Consider the following 20,053-nt stretch of genomic DNA (forward strand, 5'->3'; position numbering starts at 1 on the left):
ACATCCCAATGAGGAGACACCGATGACAACCACCGCAGTCAACGCCGGCGCGCACGACGCCGGCTTCGAGGACGCCACTTACCGCAAGGTGACGTGGCGCCTGGTGCCGTTTCTGCTGCTCTGCTACGTCGTGGCCTACCTGGACCGCGTCAACGTGGGCTTTGCCAAGCTGCAGATGCTCAACGACCTCCAGTTCAGCGAAACCATCTACGGGCTGGGCGCCGGCATCTTCTTCATCGGCTATTTCCTGTTCGAAGTGCCGAGCAACGTGATCCTGCACAAGGTGGGCGCACGCATCTGGATCGCCCGGATCATGATCACGTGGGGCCTGATCTCGGCGGCGATGATGTTCGTCACCACGCCGACGATGTTCTACGTACTGCGCTTCCTGCTGGGTATCGCCGAAGCCGGCTTCTTCCCCGGCATCATCCTGTACCTGACCTACTGGTATCCGGCCAGCCGGCGCGGGCGCACCACCACGTTCTTCATGACGGCCATCGCGCTCTCGGGGGTGATCGGCGGCCCGCTGTCGGGCTGGATCATGCAGTCGTTCGACGGCCACAATGGCTGGGCCGGCTGGCAGTGGATGTTCCTGGTGGAAGGCATCCCGTCTATCCTGGTCGGCATCTGGGTGCTGCTGTACCTGGACGACCGCATCGCCCACGCCAGGTGGCTGAGCGACGACGAAAAGGCGCTGCTCCAGCGCAATATCGCGACCGAGGACCAGCACAAGGAAGATCCGCCCGTCATGCAGGTGCTGTCGAGCCCGCGCGTCTGGCTGATGAGCGCGATCTACTTCAGCTTCGTGATGGGCCTGTACGGCGTGAGCTTCTGGCTGCCGACGATCATCAAGCAGACCGGCGTCAAGGGCGCACTCGATGTAGGCCTGCTCACCGCCATTCCGTACGGCTGCGCCGTGGTGGGCATGATCCTGTTCGCCCACAGCGCCGACCGCCGGGGCGAGCGCCGCTGGCATATCGCCGTGCCGGCGCTGCTGGGCGCGCTGGGGCTGGTGCTGTCGGTGCAGTGGCATGGCGATACGACGATGGCCATGGTGGCGCTGACGCTGGCCACCATCGGCATCCTGACCACGCTGCCGCTGTTCTGGAGCCTGCCGACGGCCTTCCTTGCCGGCACCGGCGCCGCCGCCGGCATTGCACTGATCAATTCGCTGGGCAACCTGGCGGGCTTTATCAGCCCTTATGCGGTCGGCTGGCTCAAGGACATGACGCACAGCACGGACTCGGGCATGTACCTGCTGGCCGCCTGCATGGTGGTGGGCGCGGCCCTGACGCTGTCGGTGCCGGCCAGGATGGTGGGAAAGAAGGCTGGTTGATCGAAAGTTGGAGCGCGAAAGTTGGAGCGCCCCCTCTCCCACAAGTGGGAGAGGGGCCAATAAACCGGGTAATGCCGGCTTACGCCTCGCCCAGCATCTGCGCCACTGACGATGCGGTGGCGGCGGCTTTCTCGCCGATCAACTGCTGCAGCGTGCGCAGCAGTTCGTCCTCGTTGAACGGCTTGCCCAGATAGACGTTCACGCCAATCTCCGCCGCATAACGGCGATGCTTCTCCGCCGTACGCGACGTGATCATGACCAGCGGCATGCGGCTGGTGCGGGCATCGGCCCGCACGTTGCGCGTCAGGTCGAAGCCGTCCATGTTCGGCATCTCGATATCGACCAGCATCGCGTCGGGCATCACTTCCTGGAGCTGACGCAGCGCGTCCACGCCGTCGCGGGCCAGTACCACCTGGTAGCCGGCACGCGTCAGCAGTCGCTGGCTGGCCTTGCGCACGGTGAGTGAATCATCCACCACCATCACGGTCGGCTGCGTCATCAGCCCCGGCACGGGCACTGCCGCGCCGGCGTCGACGAACTCTGCAACTGCGCCGGTCTGGCCGCTGTGTTGCAGCGCGGCCAGCACCGGCCTGGCCGGCGCCGTGGCGCCGCGCTCGCGCTCCCAACGCTGGGCCAGCACCACCGGGTTGTAGATCAGCACGATCTCGCCATCGCCCAGCGTGGTCGCGCCGGCAATGCCTTCCATACGTGCCAGATGCGGGCCGATGTGCTTCACCACCACTTCGCGGTTGCCCAGCACGTCGTCCACATGCACGGCCACGCGCTCGGCACCCGAGCGCACCACCACCACCGGCGAATACTTGCGCCCCGACGCCATGCCGGCGGCTTCCTCCAGCAGCGCGCCAAAATAGAAGAACGGCACCTCGATGCCGGCTGCGCTGAAGCGCCCGGCGTTATAGGCCTCCAGCAGCGGCTTCTCGCGCAACTGGTGGACCTGGTCGATCATGCCGCTCGGCATGGCGAACAGGCGTCCGCCCAGCGACACCAGCAGCACCTGCGTGATCGCCGTGGTCAGCGGCAGGTGCACGGTGAAGCTGGTGCCACGGCCGGCCTCGGTCGACAGCGTGATACGGCCGCCCAGCGCCACCGTTTCCGCACGCACCACGTCCATCCCGACGCCACGGCCCGCCAGTTCCGACACCGCGTCGGCGGTCGAAAACCCCGGCGCGAAGATCATTTCGGTCAGGCGGGCCTCGCTGGCGTCTTCGTCGGGGGCCATCAGCTGGCGCGCGACGGCACGCTCGCGAATGCGCGGCAGGTTCAGGCCGCTGCCGTCGTCGAAGAACGTCAGCACCACTTCGTTGCCTTCCTGCTGCACTTCCAGCGTCAGCGCGCCGGTGGCGGACTTGCCCGCCGCACGTCGCACATCGGCCGGCTCGATGCCATGCACCACGGCGTTGCGGATCAGGTGCTCGATCGGCCCGGCCATGCGGTCCAGCACCGAGCGGTCGATCTCCACGGTACCGCCCTTGATCAGCAGGCGCACTTCCTTGCCGGTTTCGGTGGCCGACTGGCGTGCCACGCGGTACAGACGTTCGGCCAGCGCATCGAACTGCACCATGCGCGCCTGCATCAGGCCGCGCTGCAGCCCACGTGTCAGCCGCGCCTGCGCCGCCAGGTCACCCGACGCGCGGTCGAAGCCGCGCTGCAGGTTCTGCTCCACGGTGGCCACGTCGTTGACCGACTCCGCCATCATCCGCGTCAGCTCCTGGAAGCGCGTGAAGCGGTCGAATTCCAGCGGATCGAATTCCTGGTTGTGCTGCTGGTCGGCGATCCGCGATGCCATCTGCGTTTCGGCCTGGATTTCGATCTCGCGCAGCTGCATGCGCAGACGGGCGACGTTGTCGTTCAGTTCGCCCAGATAGCTGCGCAATGCTTCCAGTTCGCTGTCCAGGCGGGCGCGCGTCGCGCTCACTTCGCCGGCGTCGTTGATCAGCGTGTCCAGCGCGCGGGCCTGCACGCGCACCAGTGCGCGCTGGCGGTCGGCGTCGGTCGGCAAGGCGGCCGGCGCAGCGGGCATCAGCGGCGCCACCGGGACTGCCGCGTGCTGCGGCGCTGCCGGAGCGGACGCGTCCATCGCCTCGGCCGATGTCGCCAGCGCGGCGGCGCCAGCAGGCGCGGCAACCAGCCCGTTGACGACGTCGGCATCGTCCAACGGCAGCAGGCGGCCGTTCTGCAGCGCGTCCACGTGCGCCAGGATGCGGTCGTACCACGCGTACAGCTTGCCGAACAGGTCCGGCGACACGCGCTGGCCGCGCACGCTGGCTTCGAGCAGCGTTTCCATTTCGTGCGCCGCCTGGCCCAGCGCCATGGCCCCGGCCATCCGCGCACTGCCCTTCAGCGTGTGCAGGCCGCGCAGGATCAGGCCGCCGTGCTGCGCATCGTCGGGCGAGGCTTCCCACGTGCGCACCAGCTTACCGAGATCGGGCAGCGCGCCATGGGCTTCTTCCAGGAAGATCTCGACCAGGGCCGGGTCCAGCGCCGAGGCATCGGTCGAGGTGTCCTCGGGCAGCGTATCGGGCGTATCGGGCGCGTCGGGCGAATGCGGCGTGACGTGCGCCACGGCGATCGAATCATGACGCGGCGCGGTCGGCAGCGAAATCACCACGGCGTCCTGCACCGGGGTGACGGGTGTCAGCACCGGGCCCGTCGGCACCGACACCGGCGGCAGCGACGTGATCGGCGTCAGCTTCACGGGCGGCAGTTCCGCCACGGGCGCCTTTGCGTCGGCGTCGATCTCGGGCAGCGGCTGGGACGTCGTCGAATTCTGACCGAACAGTTGCGACACCGAGCCTTCCTGTCCGGTGGACTGGGCGGCCGGCAGCGCGGCGCGCGGACGTACCAGCGCGCGCTCGCCAAAATCGTTCAGGTCGCGGCACAGCGAGGCATCGGCATCGGGCCAGATGCCGGCGGCAAACTGGTGCAGCATCGCGCGCAGGCGCTCCACGGCCATGTCCAGCAGGCGGAAGTCCGCCGGGTGCATGACCACCGGATGACGGCCCAGCAGCAACAGCAGATGTTCGAGCGCCTCGGCAATCTCGCGCACCGGCTCCAGGCCGACCGTCGACGCGCTGCCCTGCAGCGTGTGCGCCACGCGCATGGCCAGCTCGCTCGGACACGGATGATTTTCGTGCCGCCACTCGGACAGGTCCGTGGCGAACTGGCGCAGCAGGTCGTCGGCCTCCTGCAGGTAGACGTTGTACAGCGCCAGGCCGATGCGAACCGGACCAATGACCTTGTAGCCCTCGTCCTCGTCGGCCAGCCCGCCGGACAGCCGGAACGGCAGCACGTTGTCGTCGGCCGGCGCGGCCCCGGCGGCATCCAGCGGGTCGGCGGCATCTAGCGGGTCGGCGGCAGCGGACCCGGCAAGATCGACGGGGGCCGGCAGGTCTGCCGGTTCGGCGGAAGACAACCGGCTGTTCACCGGTACCAGCGGCGCGGACGCCTGCGCCAGCAGCGCATCGAGCGAATCGATCTGGCCGCCATCGGCCTCGCCCGATGCCATGCCGCCCGGCTCGCGCAGCGCCTGCGCGGCATCCACCAGCGGATCGATCTCGCGCAGCGTCGACGGATCCTCAAGCAGGGCCAGCGCCCATTCGCGCAGCAGGTCTTGCGCCTGTTGCAGCAAGGCAGGCAGTTCGGGCACCGGCTCGCGCGCCTCGGCGATCCACAGGTTCATCACCTGTTCGACGGCCCAGGCCGCTTCGCCATAGCGGTTCAGGCCAACCATGCGGCTCGATCCCTTGAGCGTATGGAAGGCGCGGCGCAGACGGCTCAGCACGTCGGTATCGCGCAGGGCGTCCAGGCCGCCAGCCAGGTCGGTGGCGATATTGCCCAGCACCTCTTCGGCTTCGGACAGGAAGATTTCCAGCAGTTCGGCGTCGATCGCGGCCGCATCGGACGGCATCGACGCGGCGGCGGGCGCAGCCGTCACCGGCGCGACGGCGGCTGGCAATGGGTCGGCCAGAGCCACCACCATGCGCTCGGCCGCCGATTCGCTGCCGGCCAGCCAGGCGTGCAGCTGCGTCGTGGCCTCGCTGGCCTGGCGGCGCAGCGCGGCGTCGTCGTCGATGGCAGCCTGATCGGCTACCGCCTGCAGCGCGGCACGCAGCCGCTGGATCTCGGGAGAATCGGCGGTGGCGGCCACCCGAATGGCATCCATCGCTGCACTGCGCGCCGCGCCCAGCGCGCCTTGCGGGGCGGCGTCCTGGCGTTGCGTGCGCAGCGCGAACGGATCGTCGCTGGCGGCATCGTTCTGTTTGCGGCCGAATTCGAGCAGGTCGGCAAACGCATGGACCGTGCCCAGTTCGGCGGCGATATCCGACAACTGATCGATACGCGCGGCGTGGTCGGTGGTTTCACGCAGCACGCCTAGGCGCTGCAGCACCGAGCGCACCGACGCCAGCGCGGCTTCGGTCTCGTCGTTGATGCCCTCGGGCAGCGCGGCACTGCCGTGGATGCGTTCGATCGAGGCCAGCAGCGCGCCAAAGGCGTGCGCGGCGTCGTCCAGGGCATTGCCCCCATCGGCGCGCGCCGCATTGCGGTCATAGGTATCGAGCCACGATTCGCCGCTGTCCAGCTGGGCACGCACCTGCGCCACGGCTTCGGTGCGCTGCGCCTGGGCACCAGCGGACTGCACCAGTTCGGCCAGCCACGCGGGCGCTGCCGCATCGGCATCGGCCAGGCAGGCGGTCAGCGTCTCGCAGCGCATGGCGAACTCGGCGGCCGATGCGTGGCCGGATTTGCCGTGGACGCGCCAGGGCATGGCCAGCGCCCGCGACAGGAACAGCGCCACGCCGCCCCGGCCCAGCGCATCGCCCGCCGGCCGTTGGCCCGCGTAGGCGGCGGCTGCGGTCAGGCACTGCTGCAGCGCCGGCTGTGCCAGGGGCATGGCGGCCTCGGCCAGCGACGCCAGCGCAAGCTCCCATCCCGACTGGTCGTCGGCGGCGGCCCGCTCGATCGCGGTGGCCGCGTGCTGCAGGTTGCGCGTATCGATCGGATCGAGCCAGCCGTAGTAGCGTTGCCGGTAATCGGCCCGCGCCACCACGTGCGCCGGGTCTACCCGGTACGCCTGCAGGCTGCGCGCGATATCGACGCGCAGCACCTGCACGGCGGCCTGCACCACGGGCGGCGTGGTGTCCTCGGGGCCGTCCGGGGTCAGGCCGGTGCTGACGAGCAGGAAGACGGCGTCGTTAAGCAGCGCCTGCGGCACGCGCACCTGGCCCTGCAGGTACTGGCGCACCAGCAGGTGGGTACGGGCGGCAAAACGCTTGGCCAGCAGATCGGTCGGCAGCAGGCCGTGGGCCAGCGCGCGGAACACCATGGCCAGCGTGTGCCAGATGCCGCGATCGGGCGTGTCGGTGGTGCGGCGCGCGTCCTGCTCGTGGTTGCGCACGTCGTCCAGCGCCGACTGCAGCGGCAGCCAGGCCTCGCGCAGCAGCGACGTTTCGGTGCACGGCGTGGGCAGGCGCAGCGCCTTCAGCAACGCGGCCTCGAAACGCTGGCGCGCGCGGGTCACGGCGGACGCCGAGCGGGTGGGCAGCACGATGCCGGGCAGCATCTGCAGCTCGTCCAGCCACAGGTCGGCCGGATGCACGCGCTCGTCCTTCATCATCGAGAGCGCGGCGGCATAGGGCTGGAACAGGCGCAGCGGGTCTTCCGCGTCGCCCGCCATCAGGTCGTCGACGTATTCGGCCAGTGCCTGCACGCCGGTGCGGAACACCGCCAGCATGGCGGCGTCGGCGGCCACCGTGCCGGCATCGACCGCTTCCAGCAGGCGGCGCAGCGCCTGGCAATAGGCATCCACCCCGCGCAGGCCAACGATATGCACGGCGCCGGCAGCCTGGTGCAGGTGCTGTCCGGCCAGGCGCAGCGATGTGGTGTCCCGGGCGCCCAGTGCTTCCGGCGTTTGCCGGATTTCGTCGACATAGTGGCCCAGCTCGGTCGCGGCGTCGTCCAGCGCGGTACGCAGGCTTGGCGCGAGCCAGGCCAGCACCGAGAGGTCGCGCTGCGGGGCAGCCGGAACCCCGGCTGCGGCCGTATCCGGCGTGGCATGCGATTGCGGCGCGGCCGTGGCGGCCTCGTCGCTGGTGAGGATGGAATTCAGGGACATGACCAGTTCCGGTGCGGCCGTCAACGTACGGGCGGGCGTCAGGCGATCTTGAATCGCGACACCGAGTTACGCAGCTCTTCGGTCAGCGCGGTCAGCTGACGCACCGACGCGGCGGTGTGGCGCGTGCCCGCCGTCGTTTGCGCGGTGACCTGCAGGATGCCTTCGATGTGATGGGCCACGTTGGTGGCCAGGCCCGCCTCGTGCGACGTGGTCTGCGCGATCTGCTCGATCAGCTCGGCCAGCTGGCGCGACACGCGGCCGATCTCCACCAGGGCGGCGCCGGCATTGTCCGACAGCCGCGCCCCTTCCACCACGCCCGCCGTGCTCTGCTCCATGGCGTGCACGGCGTCCTGCGTGTCGGTCTGAATCGTGCGGATCAGCGCGCCAATCTGCTTGGTTGCCTCGCCCGAGCGTTCGGCCAGGCGCTGCACTTCTTCCGCCACCACCGAGAAGCCGCGCCCGGCTTCACCTGCCGAAGCCGCCTGGATGGCGGCGTTCAGTGCCAGCACGTTGGTCTGTTCGGTAATGTCCGAGATCAGCTCGACGATTTCACCGATCTCCTGCGACGATTCGCCCAGGCGCTTGATCCGCTTCGAGGTTTCCTGAATCTGGTCGCGAATGTCGTTCATGCCCGCGATGGCGTTCTGCACCGCCTGCTGGCCCTGTTCGGCAGCCGACAGCGACGCACGCGCCACGTTGGCGGATTCGGCCGCGCCGCGCGATACCTGCGTGATGCGGTCCGCCATCTCCACCACCGACTCGCCGGTCTGGCGGATCTGGCGCGACTGCTCTTCGGTGGTGGCCGCCAGCTGTACGGAGGTGTCCTGCACCTGCGACGAAGCGTGCTGCACCTGCCCGGCGGTCTGCTGCACGCGGCCCACCAACTCTTTCAGTTCTTCCACCGTATAGTTCACCGAGTCGGCGATGGCGCCGGTGATGTCCTCGGTCACGGTGGCCTGGCGCGTCAGGTCGCCGTCAGCGATGTCCTGCAGCTCGTTCATCAACTGCAGAATGGCCTTCTGGGTGGCGTCGTTGTTGCGCTTTTCCTCCAGGCGGCGCGCTTCGGCCTCGCGCTCGCGCGCTTCGGCTTCCAGCGCACGCACGCGCGAATCGCGCAGGTACAGCGCCGCCAGCCCGGCCAGGCACAGCAGCGTGGCCACGGCCGATATCACCATCGCGCCAAACGTCCACGGGCGGAACCGCGCCCCTTCGGCGTATGCCGTCTGCAGTTCGGCCAGCTCGCCGCGCAGCGCCTCGTTGTCGTTGAAGATCTGCTGCTGCGCGCGCTTGGCGGCGATCAGGCCCGGCAGGTTCTGCAGGATGGTCTGGGTGGTCTTCTGCACCGCCTCGAAACGCTGCGACAGCTGCTGCAGGTAGTTGCGCGTCTCGGCGTCGGTGGCCGGCGCCAGGCGCAGGGCTTCGGAGCCGTTGGTCAGGCCGTCCAGCGTTTCGCGGAAGGTGTTGGTGTCCTTGCCCAGCAGGAACGCGGTTTCGGGGTTGACGCCTTCGCCCGAGAGGAATTCGTTCAGGTTCTTACCCAGGCGCTGCGTCAGCATCACCAGCTGCGCGGAAGCGGCCACCTCGCGCGTGTTCGATCCAGCCTGCAGCTTGATGGCGGCCACCTGTTCGGCCGCTTCGAGCAGTTCCGGGTTCGACGCGTTGAAGATCTGCAGCGTCTGACCGATCGTCGTCAGGATGGGCTGCTGGGCCAGCACGTCGGCCGCGCTCTTTTCCGATCGCTTCCATGATCCGAATGCCTTTTCGAGCAGCGGCTCGGCCGGGCCGGACGTGGCGCGCACGTGCTTTTCGTCGCTGCCGTTCTGCAGCGCCAGCAAGTCGGCGGTCAGCTGCTCCTTGGACTGGCGCAGCTGCGTGAACGCCTGCGCGTTACCGAGCAGCGCCACCGGCACCGCTTTACCCAGACGCTGCGAGTGCATCAGCATGTTACCGGCGATCTCGATCTGCGCCGCGCCGTTGTTGGCCTGGCGGTTATCAAGATAGACCGATGCCAGCAGCGCCAGCAGCGACGCCACCACGCCGCCGGTCAGCAACCGTTGCTGGGAAGAGAACGGCATGCGCGTCAGCCAGCCCGACATCATTTCCACCGGCGTCCGGCCCGCGCCACCCTTGCCCGTGCCGGCCTTGGCGAATACCGATGCGCGCGGCGCCGCCGCGTCGGCAGCGGCACCGGCGGTAGCGGTGCGACGGCCCAGGCTGATCTTCTTGATTCCCATGGCAACCCCTCTGTTCGTTCGTTTTCTGTTTGGTTCTTGTGCTCAGACGTCAGGCTTCAGGCCGCATCGCGGCCAGCCTGCAGGAATGCCGGGGCATCCAGCAACTGGCGGATGTCCAGCACCTGCCAGTCGCGCCCGTCCCGGTCCGCGAAGGCGGCACCGCGCCAGGCCTCGGGCTCGGCGCCACCGGCCGGTGTCAGGTCCACCGCGTGCCGCAGCCCAACCACGCGCGTGGCGATGATGCCGCAGGCACGTTCGACGTGGCGCGACAGCACCACGATCTTGCTGCCCGGCTGCACCGGGGTCGGACCGTCGCCGCAGAACATGCCGAAATCGATCACGCCCAGCAGGTTGCCCCGCGCGTTGACCAGGCCGCGATACCACGGCTGCGTCAGCGGCACGGCGGCCGGCGCGCGCATTTCCAGCACCTCGCCGGTGTCCATCAGCGGCAGCAGCCAGTTGCGCTGGCCCACCAGCACGCCCAGGTAGCTGTCGACGGCGGGCAGGTTGCGCGCCTCGCGCAGGCGCCGCGCCAGCATGGCCTGATAGTCATGCAGGCGGGTCTGGCGAGTCTGGCGGGTTCGGATGTCTTGGCGCGGCGCGTTCATGATCGGATACCAGTGAATCCTGGAAACCAGTGGTGAGACCGGTTGTCATGGCCGTGCGCGGGCGCCGCCGGCGTCCCTGACAGGACACCCGCGCCCACTCCGGCCCCTAGGCTGCCGCGGCGCTCAGTGCGCCAGCGCGGCGATCTTCGAAAGCAGTTCCTCGCCGTCCACCGGCTTGACGATGTAGTCGGACGCGCCCTGGCGAATGCCCCAGATGCGGTCCGTCTCCAGGCCCTTGCTGGTGCACATGATGACGGGGATGTCCTTGAAACGGTCGTCGCGCTTGATCGCGCGGGTGGCCTGGTAGCCGTTCTGGCCAGGCATCACCACATCCATCAGGATCAGGTCGAAGGTTTCCGCCTCGAGGCGCGTCATGGCCTGTTCGCTGTTGCCGGCCACTGAGACCTTGAAACCCTTCTTGCCGAGCAGGTCGGACATGAACAGGGCTTCGGTGGGCGAATCGTCGACGATAAGGATTTTGCTGATGGTCATTGTTTCATTCCTGGATACTTCGGGCGGCATGCGTCATGCCGCCACGGCCGCACCCTCTTCCGGCACGCAGCCCGCCAGGCAGGCCTGCACTGCCTGCAGCAGGGCTTCGCGGGAAAACGGCTTGGCCAGATGGTTGTGCGCGCCGACGAGCTTGCCGCGCGAGCGGTCGAACACGCCGTCGCGGGACGACAGCATGATCACGGGGATGGCGTGGAAGCGTGGGCTTTTCTTGATCAGGGAGCAGGTCTGGTAGCCGTCGAGCCGCGGCATGAGGATGTCGCAGAAGATGACGTCCGGATGCAGGTCGCCCACCTTGGCGAGCGCCTCGAAGCCGTCCTCGGCCAGCATGACCTGGAAGCCTGCCTGCGTCAGAAAGATCTCCGCCGTCCGGCGGATGGTGCTGGAGTCGTCGATCACGAGCACTTTCACAGCGGCCTTGCGCGCTGTGGATGCCTCGCTGGCACCGGCGGTGCCGCCGGCGTTGACCCCATCGACAGACGTGTCTTGTTCTGTTTGAGTGACCCGCATCTTGTTCCCGCGACCCACGTCCTGCATGACACAACAGGCGTAGGCATTCACTTGAGAACTTCCGCACGGCGCCATGAATGGCTGGCCGGCGGCCCCCGATTTTCCAATTCCCAGTCAAAAAAATACCCGGCAACCCGGCCGGTGGCGGCGCGCTTCTTGTCCGCGCCTGCCCGTTACTGCAATGCTCTTGTGCCGCGGCACCCCGTCTTCAGCCTGCCAGTGGCGGCGCGGCCGGACGGATGTTCAGTTTTGCCGCAGAGTGTGACAACTCGTGGGGGGGCCGTCAATCCGGACACCCCGGCGTCACGGGCCGTTCTGTCGCTTTGGCGCGACGCACGGCCATTTCCGGACGACAGGCCTCAGATGGCCACCATCTCGAAATCTTCCTTGCGTGCTCCGCATTCCGGGCAGGTCCAGTTGATGGGCACGTCCTCCCATTTGGTACCCGGGGCGATGCCGTCTTCCGGCGCGCCGGTGGCCTCGTCATAGATCCAGCCACAAATCAGGCACATCCAAGTCTTGTATTCCATATGCAGGCTCTTGCCACTCTCCATTAAAATCCAGCGCATGATGGTACCCAATCGGCGCCGATGACGCCACCCATGGGCCGGCGCAATCGGCCCAATATCGCTGCGTTCGTGCAATTTGACGTGCAGATGCCGCCTGAACGGCACCCTTTCGGCCAGGATTGCCCGCATTTCGGGCAGACCGCCGCAGGCACGAGCAAGCCGCCCCCCGGCCGGACGCCTGTCTTACCCGAGTCTTCTCTTTTGGCCAGATTCCCATGTCCCGTAACCAGCAGCTCTTCGACCGCGCCCAGCAGACCATTCCCGGCGGCGTCAACTCGCCCGTGCGCGCCTTCCGTTCCGTCGGCGGCACGCCGCGCTTCATCACCCGTGCCGAGGGCGCGTACATGTGGGATGCCGACGGCCAGCAGTACATCGACTACATCGGCTCCTGGGGTCCGATGATCGTCGGTCACGCGCACCCGGACGTGGTGCGCGCCGTGCAGGAAACCGCCGTGCAGAGCTTCTCGTTCGGCGCCCCCACCGAGGCCGAGATCGTGATGGCCGAGGAAATCTGCAAGCTCGTGCCGTCGATCGAGCAGGTGCGGCTGGTGTCGTCGGGCACCGAGGCCACCATGAGCGCGCTGCGCCTGGCGCGCGGCTTCACGGGCCGCGACCTGATCATCAAGTTCGAGGGCTGCTACCACGGTCACGCCGACAGCCTGCTGGTCAAGGCCGGTTCGGGCCTGCTCACGTTTGCCGATACCACGCAGAACGCGCCGTCGTCGGCCGGCGTGCCCGCCGACGTGACGCGCCATACGATGGTGCTCGAGTACAACAACGTGACCCAGCTCGAAGAAGCGTTCGCGCGCCACAAGGGCGAGATTGCGGCGGTCATCGTCGAGCCCGTGGCCGGCAACATGAACCTGGTGCGCGCCAGCGAGGCCTTCCTGAATTCGATGCGCAACCTGTGCAGCGAACACGGCAGCGTGCTGATCTTTGACGAAGTGATGACTGGCTTCCGTGTGGCGCTGGGCGGCGCGCAGTCGCACTACGGCATCACCCCGGACATGACCTGCCTGGGCAAGGTCATCGGCGGCGGCATGCCGGCAGCGGCGTTTGGCGGCCGGCGCGACATCATGGCCAGGCTGGCCCCGCTGGGCGGCGTCTACCAGGCCGGCACGCTGTCGGGCAACCCGCTGGCCGTGGCCGCGGGCCTGGCCACGCTGAAGCTGATCCAGGCACCGGGCTTCTACGACCGCCTGGCCGCGCAGACGCGCAAGCTGACCGACGGCCTGACCGCCGCCGCCCGCGCGGCCGGCGTGCCGTTCTCGTCCGATGCCATCGGCGGCATGTTCGGCCTTTACTTCACCAACGCCGTACCGGCCAGCTTCGCGGAGGTCACCCAGGCCGACGTGGGCCGCTTCAACCGCTTCTTCCACGCCATGCTGGCCGAAGGCGTGTACCTCGCGCCGTCGGCCTTCGAGGCCGGCTTTGTCTCGGCAAAGCACGACGACGCCATCCTCGACGCAACGATCAAGGCCGCCGAAAAGGCGTTCAAGGCGGGCTGACAACCCCGACCGGAAAGGGGCTGCCGGTTGGATCCGGCGCGGCGGGGCTTGATACGCCCGCCTTCTCCCACAGCCCCGCTCCCGCCTCGCGGAAGCGGGGAGCAGACCGTCAACCAGAAATCCTGCCGTGCAGCGCCGCGAGCTGGTTCGCCAGTTCTGGCGATGCCCCGGTCATCGGCGCGCGCAGTTCGTCGCGCATCCATCCAAGCCGGGCCAGCAGCGCCTTGGCCGGTCCCGGATTAGGCTCGGTGAACAGCGCCTGCACCAGCGGCATCAGTGCATGGAACAGGCGGCGCGCGTCGGCAAGACGTCCTGCTTGCACCGCGCGCCAGATCTCCACGAACAGTTCGGGCCGGAAATGCGCCGAGGCGATGATCGCCCCGCTCCCGCCCAACGCCAGCGTGCCCAGCAGCTGGTGATCCTCCCCCGCCAGCACCGACAGCCTGCCGTCCGCGATCAGCGCCTGGGTGGTCTGCGCATTGCCGCCGCAATCCTTGATGGCGACGATATTGTCGTGGTCAGCCAGTGCCAGCAGGGTATCCAGCGTCAGCGTGGCGCCAGTGCGATAGGGAATGTCATAGAGCACCAGCGGTGCCCGGGCGGCATCGGCCAGCCGAATGAACCAGTCGCGCAACCCCGCCTGGGACGGGCGGATGTAGTAAGGCGCGGGCGCCAGCACCCCGGCCAGCGGACAGCTATTGAGCCGCTCCAGCCGCGCCATGGCATGCCCCATGTGGTTGCCGGCCAGCCCCATCACCACCGGCAGGCCGGCGGCCGCTTCCAGCACGGTATCGAGCACGGCCAGTTGCTCGGACGCGTCGAGCGCGGCTGCCTCGCCCGTGCTGCCGCAGACCACGAACCCGGCCAGCCCGGTGGCACGGTAGTGCATCACCAGGCGGCGCAGTGCGGCATGATCGACGGCATGGTCGATAAAGGGGGTCACCAGCGGCAGCCAGATGCCCTGGAAGGAAGTTTGCGTGGCTTGCATCCATACACTCCGGATCGACCGGTTCAGGAAACCGTCGATGCGCGACGAGGCAGGACTTGCGGCAAGGGGATGAAAACCAGGCGGGTCCGCCCTCTCAGCCGGTGGGTGCTGTTCCGTCGCCCATCTGACGGAACAGCGCGCTCCGGTCAGACGAGCGACTGTTTTTTGGCTTTGGCGCGCGCGGCCTGGCCCATCGCGCCCAGGACGGGTACGGACAGGACAAAGGAAAGGCGGTTGGCGCGCGGCATGGGCATGCAATCTACCGGCCGGCATCGACCGTCGTCAAGCGGCACGTACTTTGCCCGGCGGCATGACAACGCTGCGCTACACTGCAGAATTGCCATTCCGGAGATCGAGGAGTCCCTTGATGCGCACCGCCACCGCCCCTGCCACCACCCCCGCCCTGTTCCGCTGGCTGCTGCTCGGCCTGCTGGCCAGCCTGCTTTCCGCCTGCGGCTACAACGATTTCCAGAAGAAGGACGAGGCCGTCAAGGCCGCCTGGGGCGAAGTGGTCAACCAGTACCAGCGGCGCGCCGACCTGATTCCGAATCTGGTGGCCACCGTGAAGGGCTACGCCAGCCACGAGCGCGAGACGCTCGAGGCCGTGACCAAGGCCCGCGCGCAGGCCACCAGCATCCAGGTCACGCCCGAAACGCTGAACGACCCCGAAGCGTTTGCCCGCTTCCAGCAGGCGCAGGGCCAGCTGACCAACGCGCTGTCACGGCTGCTGGCGGTGTCCGAGAACTATCCGAACCTGAAGGCCGACGCGTCGTTCCGCGACCTGCAGAGCCAACTGGAAGGTACCGAGAACCGCATCACCGTGGCCCGGCAGCGATATATCGCCGCCGTGCAGGACTACAACGTGCTGGCGCGCAGCTTTCCGACCAACGTGACGGCGATGATCTTCAAGTACCCGGTCAAGCCATCGTTCACCGTGGAAAACGAGAAAGCCATTTCCACCCCGCCGGCCGTGAAGTTCTGAGCGCCCGGCACTGAAACGCGAAACCCGGAAGGGCATCATGCGAAGACTGGTCACGCTCTCGTTCCTGGCATGGATGCTGGCCATCGTGCTGGCGGCACCGGCCCGGGCCGCCGACGGCTTCGTGGCCGTTCCGCCGCTGAACGCGCGCGTGACCGACCTGACCGGCACCCTGAGCGCCGACCAGCGCAACGCGCTGGAAAACGTGCTGGCCGAGTACGAGCAGCAGCGCGGCAGCCAGATCTTCGTGCTGATGCTGCCCACCACCGACCCCGAGACGATCGACGCCTACAGCATCCGCGTGGCGGAAGCGTGGCGCGCGGGCCGCAAGGGAATCGACGACGGCGTGATCGTGATCGTCGCCAAGGACAATCCGCCCGGCCTGCGCAAGATGCGCATCGAGGCAGGGCGCGGCGTGCAGGGGTCGCTGACCGATGCCATGTCCGGGCGCATCCTGCGCGACGTGATGGCGCCGCATTTCCGCCAGAACGATTTTTATGGCGGGCTGGCCGCCGGCATCTCGGCCATCCAGGCCGCCATCGACAAGGAAGGCCTGGCCGCGCCGGACCGCCGCAAGCCGCAGGGCAATGTCGATATCGGCGACTGGCTGCCGGTGCTGTTTCCGCTGGCGATCATCGTGTTCTTCTTCCTGTCGGCCATGCTGCGGCGCGGCGGCAGCCCATATGTGGTGACGGGCCGCCGCGGCTGGCCAACCGGCACGGCTGGCGGGCTGGGCGGCATGACCGGCTACGAGATCGGACGCCACTGGGGTAGCGGCGGCGGCGGCTTTGGCGGCGGGGGCGGCGGGGGCGGTGGCTTTGGCGGCGGCGGTGGCGGCGGCTTCGATGGCGGCGGCGCGTCCGGCAACTGGTAACGGCGGATAACGGTGGCTAATCGTGGGTAACGAAGATCCGATGCACAAACCCCAGGCGTCGCACCCCGCCTCCAGGCGGTCGCTCAGGCGCGCGCTGCGCCATCTGGGCACCGGCCCCGGCACGGCCCGCAAGGCCTTTCCCGACGAAGCGCGCCATCAGCTCCAGGTGGCCGTACACAAGGGCGAGCAGCATCATCGTGGCGAGGTGCGCGTCGTGATCGAAGCCAGTCTGCCGCTGGCACTGGCGTGGCGCGGCACCTCGGCACGCGAACGCGCGCGGGCGCTATTCGGCGCGCTGGAGGTCTGGAATACCGAGGACCATACGGGGGTGCTGCTGTATATCAATCTGGCCGATCATGCCGTGGAACTGCTCGCCGATCGCGGCATCGACGCCTGCGTCACGTCCAGGCAATGGCAACAGATCTGCGCGCAGCTGGCGCAGGGGCTGGCCAGCGACCTGTCGGTCAAGCCCGTGCTCGACGCCATCGCGCAGATCCACGCGCTGCTGACCACGCATTTTCCCACCCACGGCGGGCGCAACCCCAACGAACTCGACGACCGGCCCATCGTTCTGTGACCGCGCGCCGCCAGTGCCGGGCCGCGCCCTAGGGCTGCGTCTCCATCAGATACCAGATCGCCGCCAGCACCTGGACCGCCACCAGCCCGGCCCAGACCCACAAATGGGCCGCTGCCGGATAGTGGCCGCCCGTGGCCGGGAAGAAATCGAGCACGAAGCCGATGCCCACCTGGAACACGAACGTGGCCAGGAACACGGTCAGCGTCATGGCCGTGGTGGCGCGGCCGATCAGCGCATCGGGGAAGCGCCTGGCCAGCAACGCATAGGTCAGGATGCCGCTGGAGCCGAACACGCCATAGGCGCCCCACAGCACGGCAAGCGGGATGAACGGCAGGCGGGCCATCAGCAGCAGCTGGATCACGATAAATCCGATCATGCCGAAACCGGCGAAGGCATAGAGGCTGATGCCGCGCCGTTCCAGATGGCGGGCCGCCCAGCCCGCGCCCACGCAGCCGGCCATCATCGCGATACCGATCACGGACACCAGCCGCGCGCCCGCGCCCGCGGTCAGGCCCTGCACATCGCGCATATAGGCGCTGACCCACAACGTCTGCACGGCCAGGAAGATGCCCTGGTTCAGCAGGGTCAGCGGCACCACGCGCCAGAAACGTTCGCTGCTCAGGATCGTCCGTGTACCGCGCAGCTGCTCGGCAAAGCTCTCCTTGCCCACGCGCTTGACGTCGGGCACGCCGAACCAGAGCACGACGGCCATGCCGAACGAAATCGCCGCCAGGCCGGCACTGAGCGTGCGCCAGTCCGTCCATGACAGCAGCCACGACAGCGGGGCGCCCACCACCACGGCGCCCAGGCCGCCAATGGCCATCACCAGCCCGTTCAGCAGCGGCATGCGCGAGAGCGGAAACCACATCGACAGCGCCTGGATGGCGGCGCCCAGGCACACCGACACCCCTACGCCGATCATCGCGCGGCCCACGGCCAGGCCGACCATGCCCGGCGCCCAGGCAAACACCAGCGATCCGGCCACCGCCAGCATCAGCAGCGCGGCCTCGGTGCGGCGCGGGCCGAAACGGTCCAGCAGGATGCCGGCGGGCAATTGCGCGCAGGCGAAGCCAAGGAAGTAGAAACTGGTCAGCAAACCCAGGTCGCCGGCGGTCAGTCCCAGCTCGCGCGTCAGGAACGGCGCGAAACCGAGGTTCACGCCACGGAAGATGTACGACACCAGAAATCCGAGCGAAAAGAACGCCATGACACGCCAGCGCGCCGGCGAGGCATGTTTCGGCTGCGCCGCCGCGGCAGCCGGTTGCGTGGAATGGGCGGTGGAAGTGTTCATGCCCTGCATTGTGATCACCAGCGTGGTGCAAGACCAGCGAAAGATACCCGCGGCAATTGTGAGTAGAATTTGACGACATCCCGCCCTGCCATGGTCAACAGTCGCCCCCCTCACCTGCCCCCGCTCCAGGCGCTGCGCGCGCTGGAAGCCGCCGCCCGGCACCGCAGCTTCTCGCGTGCCGCCGAAGAACTGGCGCTGACGCACAGTGCCATCAGCCATCACATCCGCGCCCTGGAAAACAACCTTGGCACCAAGCTGTTCCGGCGCACCGGGCTGACAATGACGCCGACCAGCGCCGGCGCCCGGCTGGCCGAACAGGTGCGCGGCGCACTGGACCAGCTGGAAGTGGCGCTGCGCGAAGCCAGCGACGTGGCGGCCCCGCCCGTGGTCCGGCTGCAGGTCAGCGTCATGGCCGACCTCGCCAACGCGTGGCTGATCCGGCGGTTGCCCAGCCTCCATGCGCAGGCGCCAGAACTGGATCTGCACCTGCGCCTGCATGCGGAAATTTCCCCACCCGACCCGTATTCGGTGGATGTCGGCATCTGGCACCAGCGCGTGGACCTGCCCGGCTTCGAGTGCCACAACCTCATTGAAGACCATGTGATTGCCGTGGCCAGCCCGGCCTTGCTGGCCAGGTATCCCGGCTTTACCGTGGCCGACCTGCCCCGGTTGCCGATGCTGCGATTTGCGCTGCGGCCGTGGCGCGACTGGCTGCTGATGGCCGGGCTGCCACCCGAGGAACCCGAGCGCGGCCCGATCTTTCAGGACGCCGGGCTGATGCTGCAATCGGCCGTGGCCGGCCTGGGCGTGGCCACGGCCCGCGCGCAACTGGCGCACGACTACCTGGCGAGCGGCCAACTGGTGCAGATCGGCACCACGCGTATTCCGTCCAGCCTGCATTACTGGGTGACCTGGCGCGAAGGCAATCCGCGCGAAAAGGCCATCCATCGCTTTCACGCGTGGCTCAAGGAGCAGATTGCGGGGATTGCGCCTGCTGAGGAACTACAGCAGTGAAACAGACTGCGCATAACGCCTGACCGCTTGTTTCACGTTTGCAACCATTTGGCGCAAAGGTTGGAAGGCGAGTGCAAATCCCATCCAAACTCATCCGTACAGGCGAGGCCGAACGCCGAAAATCGACCAAATGACCGACGGGAACCGCGGCGTCCTCTCCTGCGGAGGCTTGATATCGATAATGATTTTCAACCCCCGCGCGGTTTCTTTAGCCTTCATTAAGGCAACCGCACAGGTCTAAAACGCGCCGCACGGGTGCCGCCCAGTCAAAGTATCAAAGGAGAGACATCCTTCCACAGAAATGTCATCCACGATCCGCCTCTCGGGAAGTGCCGAAAACATTCCACACCCCAACTTCGGTGGGGCGAATGATGCAATAGCGAGAGGGCGATTTTGTCACTCATGAGGGGTGCCCCCGGAAAATGAGGGCCCTTCCACCCCGGCCAGCCGGGGGCCGAGTTTCATAAATGGAACACTTTTGCTTCCTCACGCGTCCGGAAATTTCAGTCAAGAAAAAAACACGATATAAATCAAAGACTTAACACATGATGACGATGGGTGACTATATTGCCATCAAAGGGCTGATTCCAGGGACGGGTCGGTCTTGCGGAGTTGGAGCGTTCCCAGGCGAGCCAAACCCGCAACCAGTGATGGACTGATGCAGCAATGTGCAGATCCAATCCGCGTGGCGGCATCCGGGGCAACGAGCCGGATTGCCGCCACGACATATATGCCCAGGGTTTTTTCTTCTGTTGCATGCGGCCGAATGGGGTGAGCAGTGTATCCGGCGGGCCGGCCGGGAAGTTTGCGGGAAAACGGGAATCGGCGAATTCATAGCCGGAACCGGGGGATACTCATCACGAAGCAGCGGCATGGGTCACGCATTACCGCCGCTATGCTCGATCAGGCGCCACCGCGCCGG

14 protein-coding genes are annotated in these 20,053 nt (G+C 67.6%); 6 read left to right on the top strand and 8 right to left on the bottom strand.

The features are described from left to right. Positions 1–22: 22 nt before the first annotated feature. Positions 23–1,336 (top strand): MFS transporter, encoded by a 1,314-nt coding sequence (locus BLQ58_RS04395; protein ID WP_092594946.1) that lies wholly within the window; start codon positions 23–25, stop codon positions 1,334–1,336. 79 nt (positions 1,337–1,415) lie between these two features. Here the strand turns inward: BLQ58_RS04395 and BLQ58_RS04400 are convergent, their stop codons facing one another. From BLQ58_RS04400 to BLQ58_RS04425, 6 genes are all read right to left on the bottom strand, one after another. Further along, positions 1,416–7,469, bottom strand: coding sequence for an Hpt domain-containing protein (locus BLQ58_RS04400; protein WP_092594948.1), 6,054 nt, complete (start codon positions 7,467–7,469; stop codon positions 1,416–1,418). A gap of 38 nt (positions 7,470–7,507) precedes the next feature. Then, positions 7,508–9,703, bottom strand: coding sequence for a methyl-accepting chemotaxis protein (locus tag BLQ58_RS04405; protein ID WP_092594950.1), 2,196 nt, complete (start codon positions 9,701–9,703; stop codon positions 7,508–7,510). 56 nt (positions 9,704–9,759) lie between these two features. Next, complete coding sequence (locus tag BLQ58_RS04410; RefSeq protein ID WP_092594952.1) at positions 9,760–10,311, bottom strand: chemotaxis protein CheW; 552 nt, start codon at positions 10,309–10,311, stop codon at positions 9,760–9,762. A gap of 123 nt (positions 10,312–10,434) precedes the next feature. Further along, positions 10,435–10,803, bottom strand: coding sequence for a response regulator (locus BLQ58_RS04415; RefSeq protein WP_092594954.1), 369 nt, complete (start codon positions 10,801–10,803; stop codon positions 10,435–10,437). Positions 10,804–10,836: 33 nt separating this feature from the next. After that, positions 10,837–11,331 carry a response regulator gene (locus tag BLQ58_RS04420; protein WP_092595521.1) on the bottom strand — a complete coding sequence of 165 codons (495 nt, stop codon included), beginning with the start codon at positions 11,329–11,331 and terminating at the stop codon, positions 10,837–10,839. Between the two features lie 359 nt (positions 11,332–11,690). After that, on the bottom strand, positions 11,691–11,861 hold the full coding sequence (locus tag BLQ58_RS04425) for a rubredoxin (protein ID WP_011298773.1): 171 nt from the start codon (positions 11,859–11,861) through the stop codon (positions 11,691–11,693). Between the two features lie 254 nt (positions 11,862–12,115). Here BLQ58_RS04425 and hemL point away from each other — a divergent pair, with 254 nt between their 5' ends. Next, entirely contained in the window at positions 12,116–13,408 is a 1,293-nt protein-coding gene (hemL, locus tag BLQ58_RS04430) for a glutamate-1-semialdehyde 2,1-aminomutase (RefSeq protein ID WP_092594956.1), read from the top strand. 109 nt (positions 13,409–13,517) lie between these two features. Here the strand turns inward: hemL and dapA are convergent, their stop codons facing one another. Beyond that, complete coding sequence (dapA, locus tag BLQ58_RS04435; protein WP_092594958.1) at positions 13,518–14,396, bottom strand: 4-hydroxy-tetrahydrodipicolinate synthase; 879 nt, start codon at positions 14,394–14,396, stop codon at positions 13,518–13,520. Between the two features lie 367 nt (positions 14,397–14,763). On the opposite strand from dapA, the gene BLQ58_RS04440 reads away from it, so the two are divergent. Genes BLQ58_RS04440 through BLQ58_RS04450 form a run of 3 tightly spaced genes read left to right on the top strand, consistent with a single transcriptional unit; the run spans position 14,764 to position 16,826 of the window. Next, positions 14,764–15,378, top strand: coding sequence for a LemA family protein (locus tag BLQ58_RS04440; RefSeq protein WP_092594960.1), 615 nt, complete (start codon positions 14,764–14,766; stop codon positions 15,376–15,378). A 37-nt stretch (positions 15,379–15,415) separates the two neighbouring features. Continuing rightward, positions 15,416–16,249 carry a TPM domain-containing protein gene (locus BLQ58_RS04445; RefSeq protein ID WP_092594961.1) on the top strand — a complete coding sequence of 278 codons (834 nt, stop codon included), beginning with the start codon at positions 15,416–15,418 and terminating at the stop codon, positions 16,247–16,249. A 40-nt stretch (positions 16,250–16,289) separates the two neighbouring features. Continuing rightward, positions 16,290–16,826 carry a TPM domain-containing protein gene (locus BLQ58_RS04450; protein WP_092594962.1) on the top strand — a complete coding sequence of 179 codons (537 nt, stop codon included), beginning with the start codon at positions 16,290–16,292 and terminating at the stop codon, positions 16,824–16,826. Between the two features lie 28 nt (positions 16,827–16,854). Here BLQ58_RS04450 and BLQ58_RS04455 read toward each other — a convergent pair whose 3' ends face one another. Then, entirely contained in the window at positions 16,855–18,117 is a 1,263-nt protein-coding gene (locus BLQ58_RS04455; RefSeq protein WP_092595523.1) for an MFS transporter, read from the bottom strand. Between the two features lie 90 nt (positions 18,118–18,207). Here BLQ58_RS04455 and BLQ58_RS04460 point away from each other — a divergent pair, with 90 nt between their 5' ends. After that, entirely contained in the window at positions 18,208–19,131 is a 924-nt protein-coding gene (locus tag BLQ58_RS04460; protein WP_092594964.1) for a LysR substrate-binding domain-containing protein, read from the top strand. Positions 19,132–20,053 lie beyond the last annotated feature (922 nt).

The sequence above is a fragment of the Ralstonia sp. 25mfcol4.1 genome (assembly GCF_900104095.1).
Classification (GTDB): domain Bacteria; phylum Pseudomonadota; class Gammaproteobacteria; order Burkholderiales; family Burkholderiaceae; genus Cupriavidus.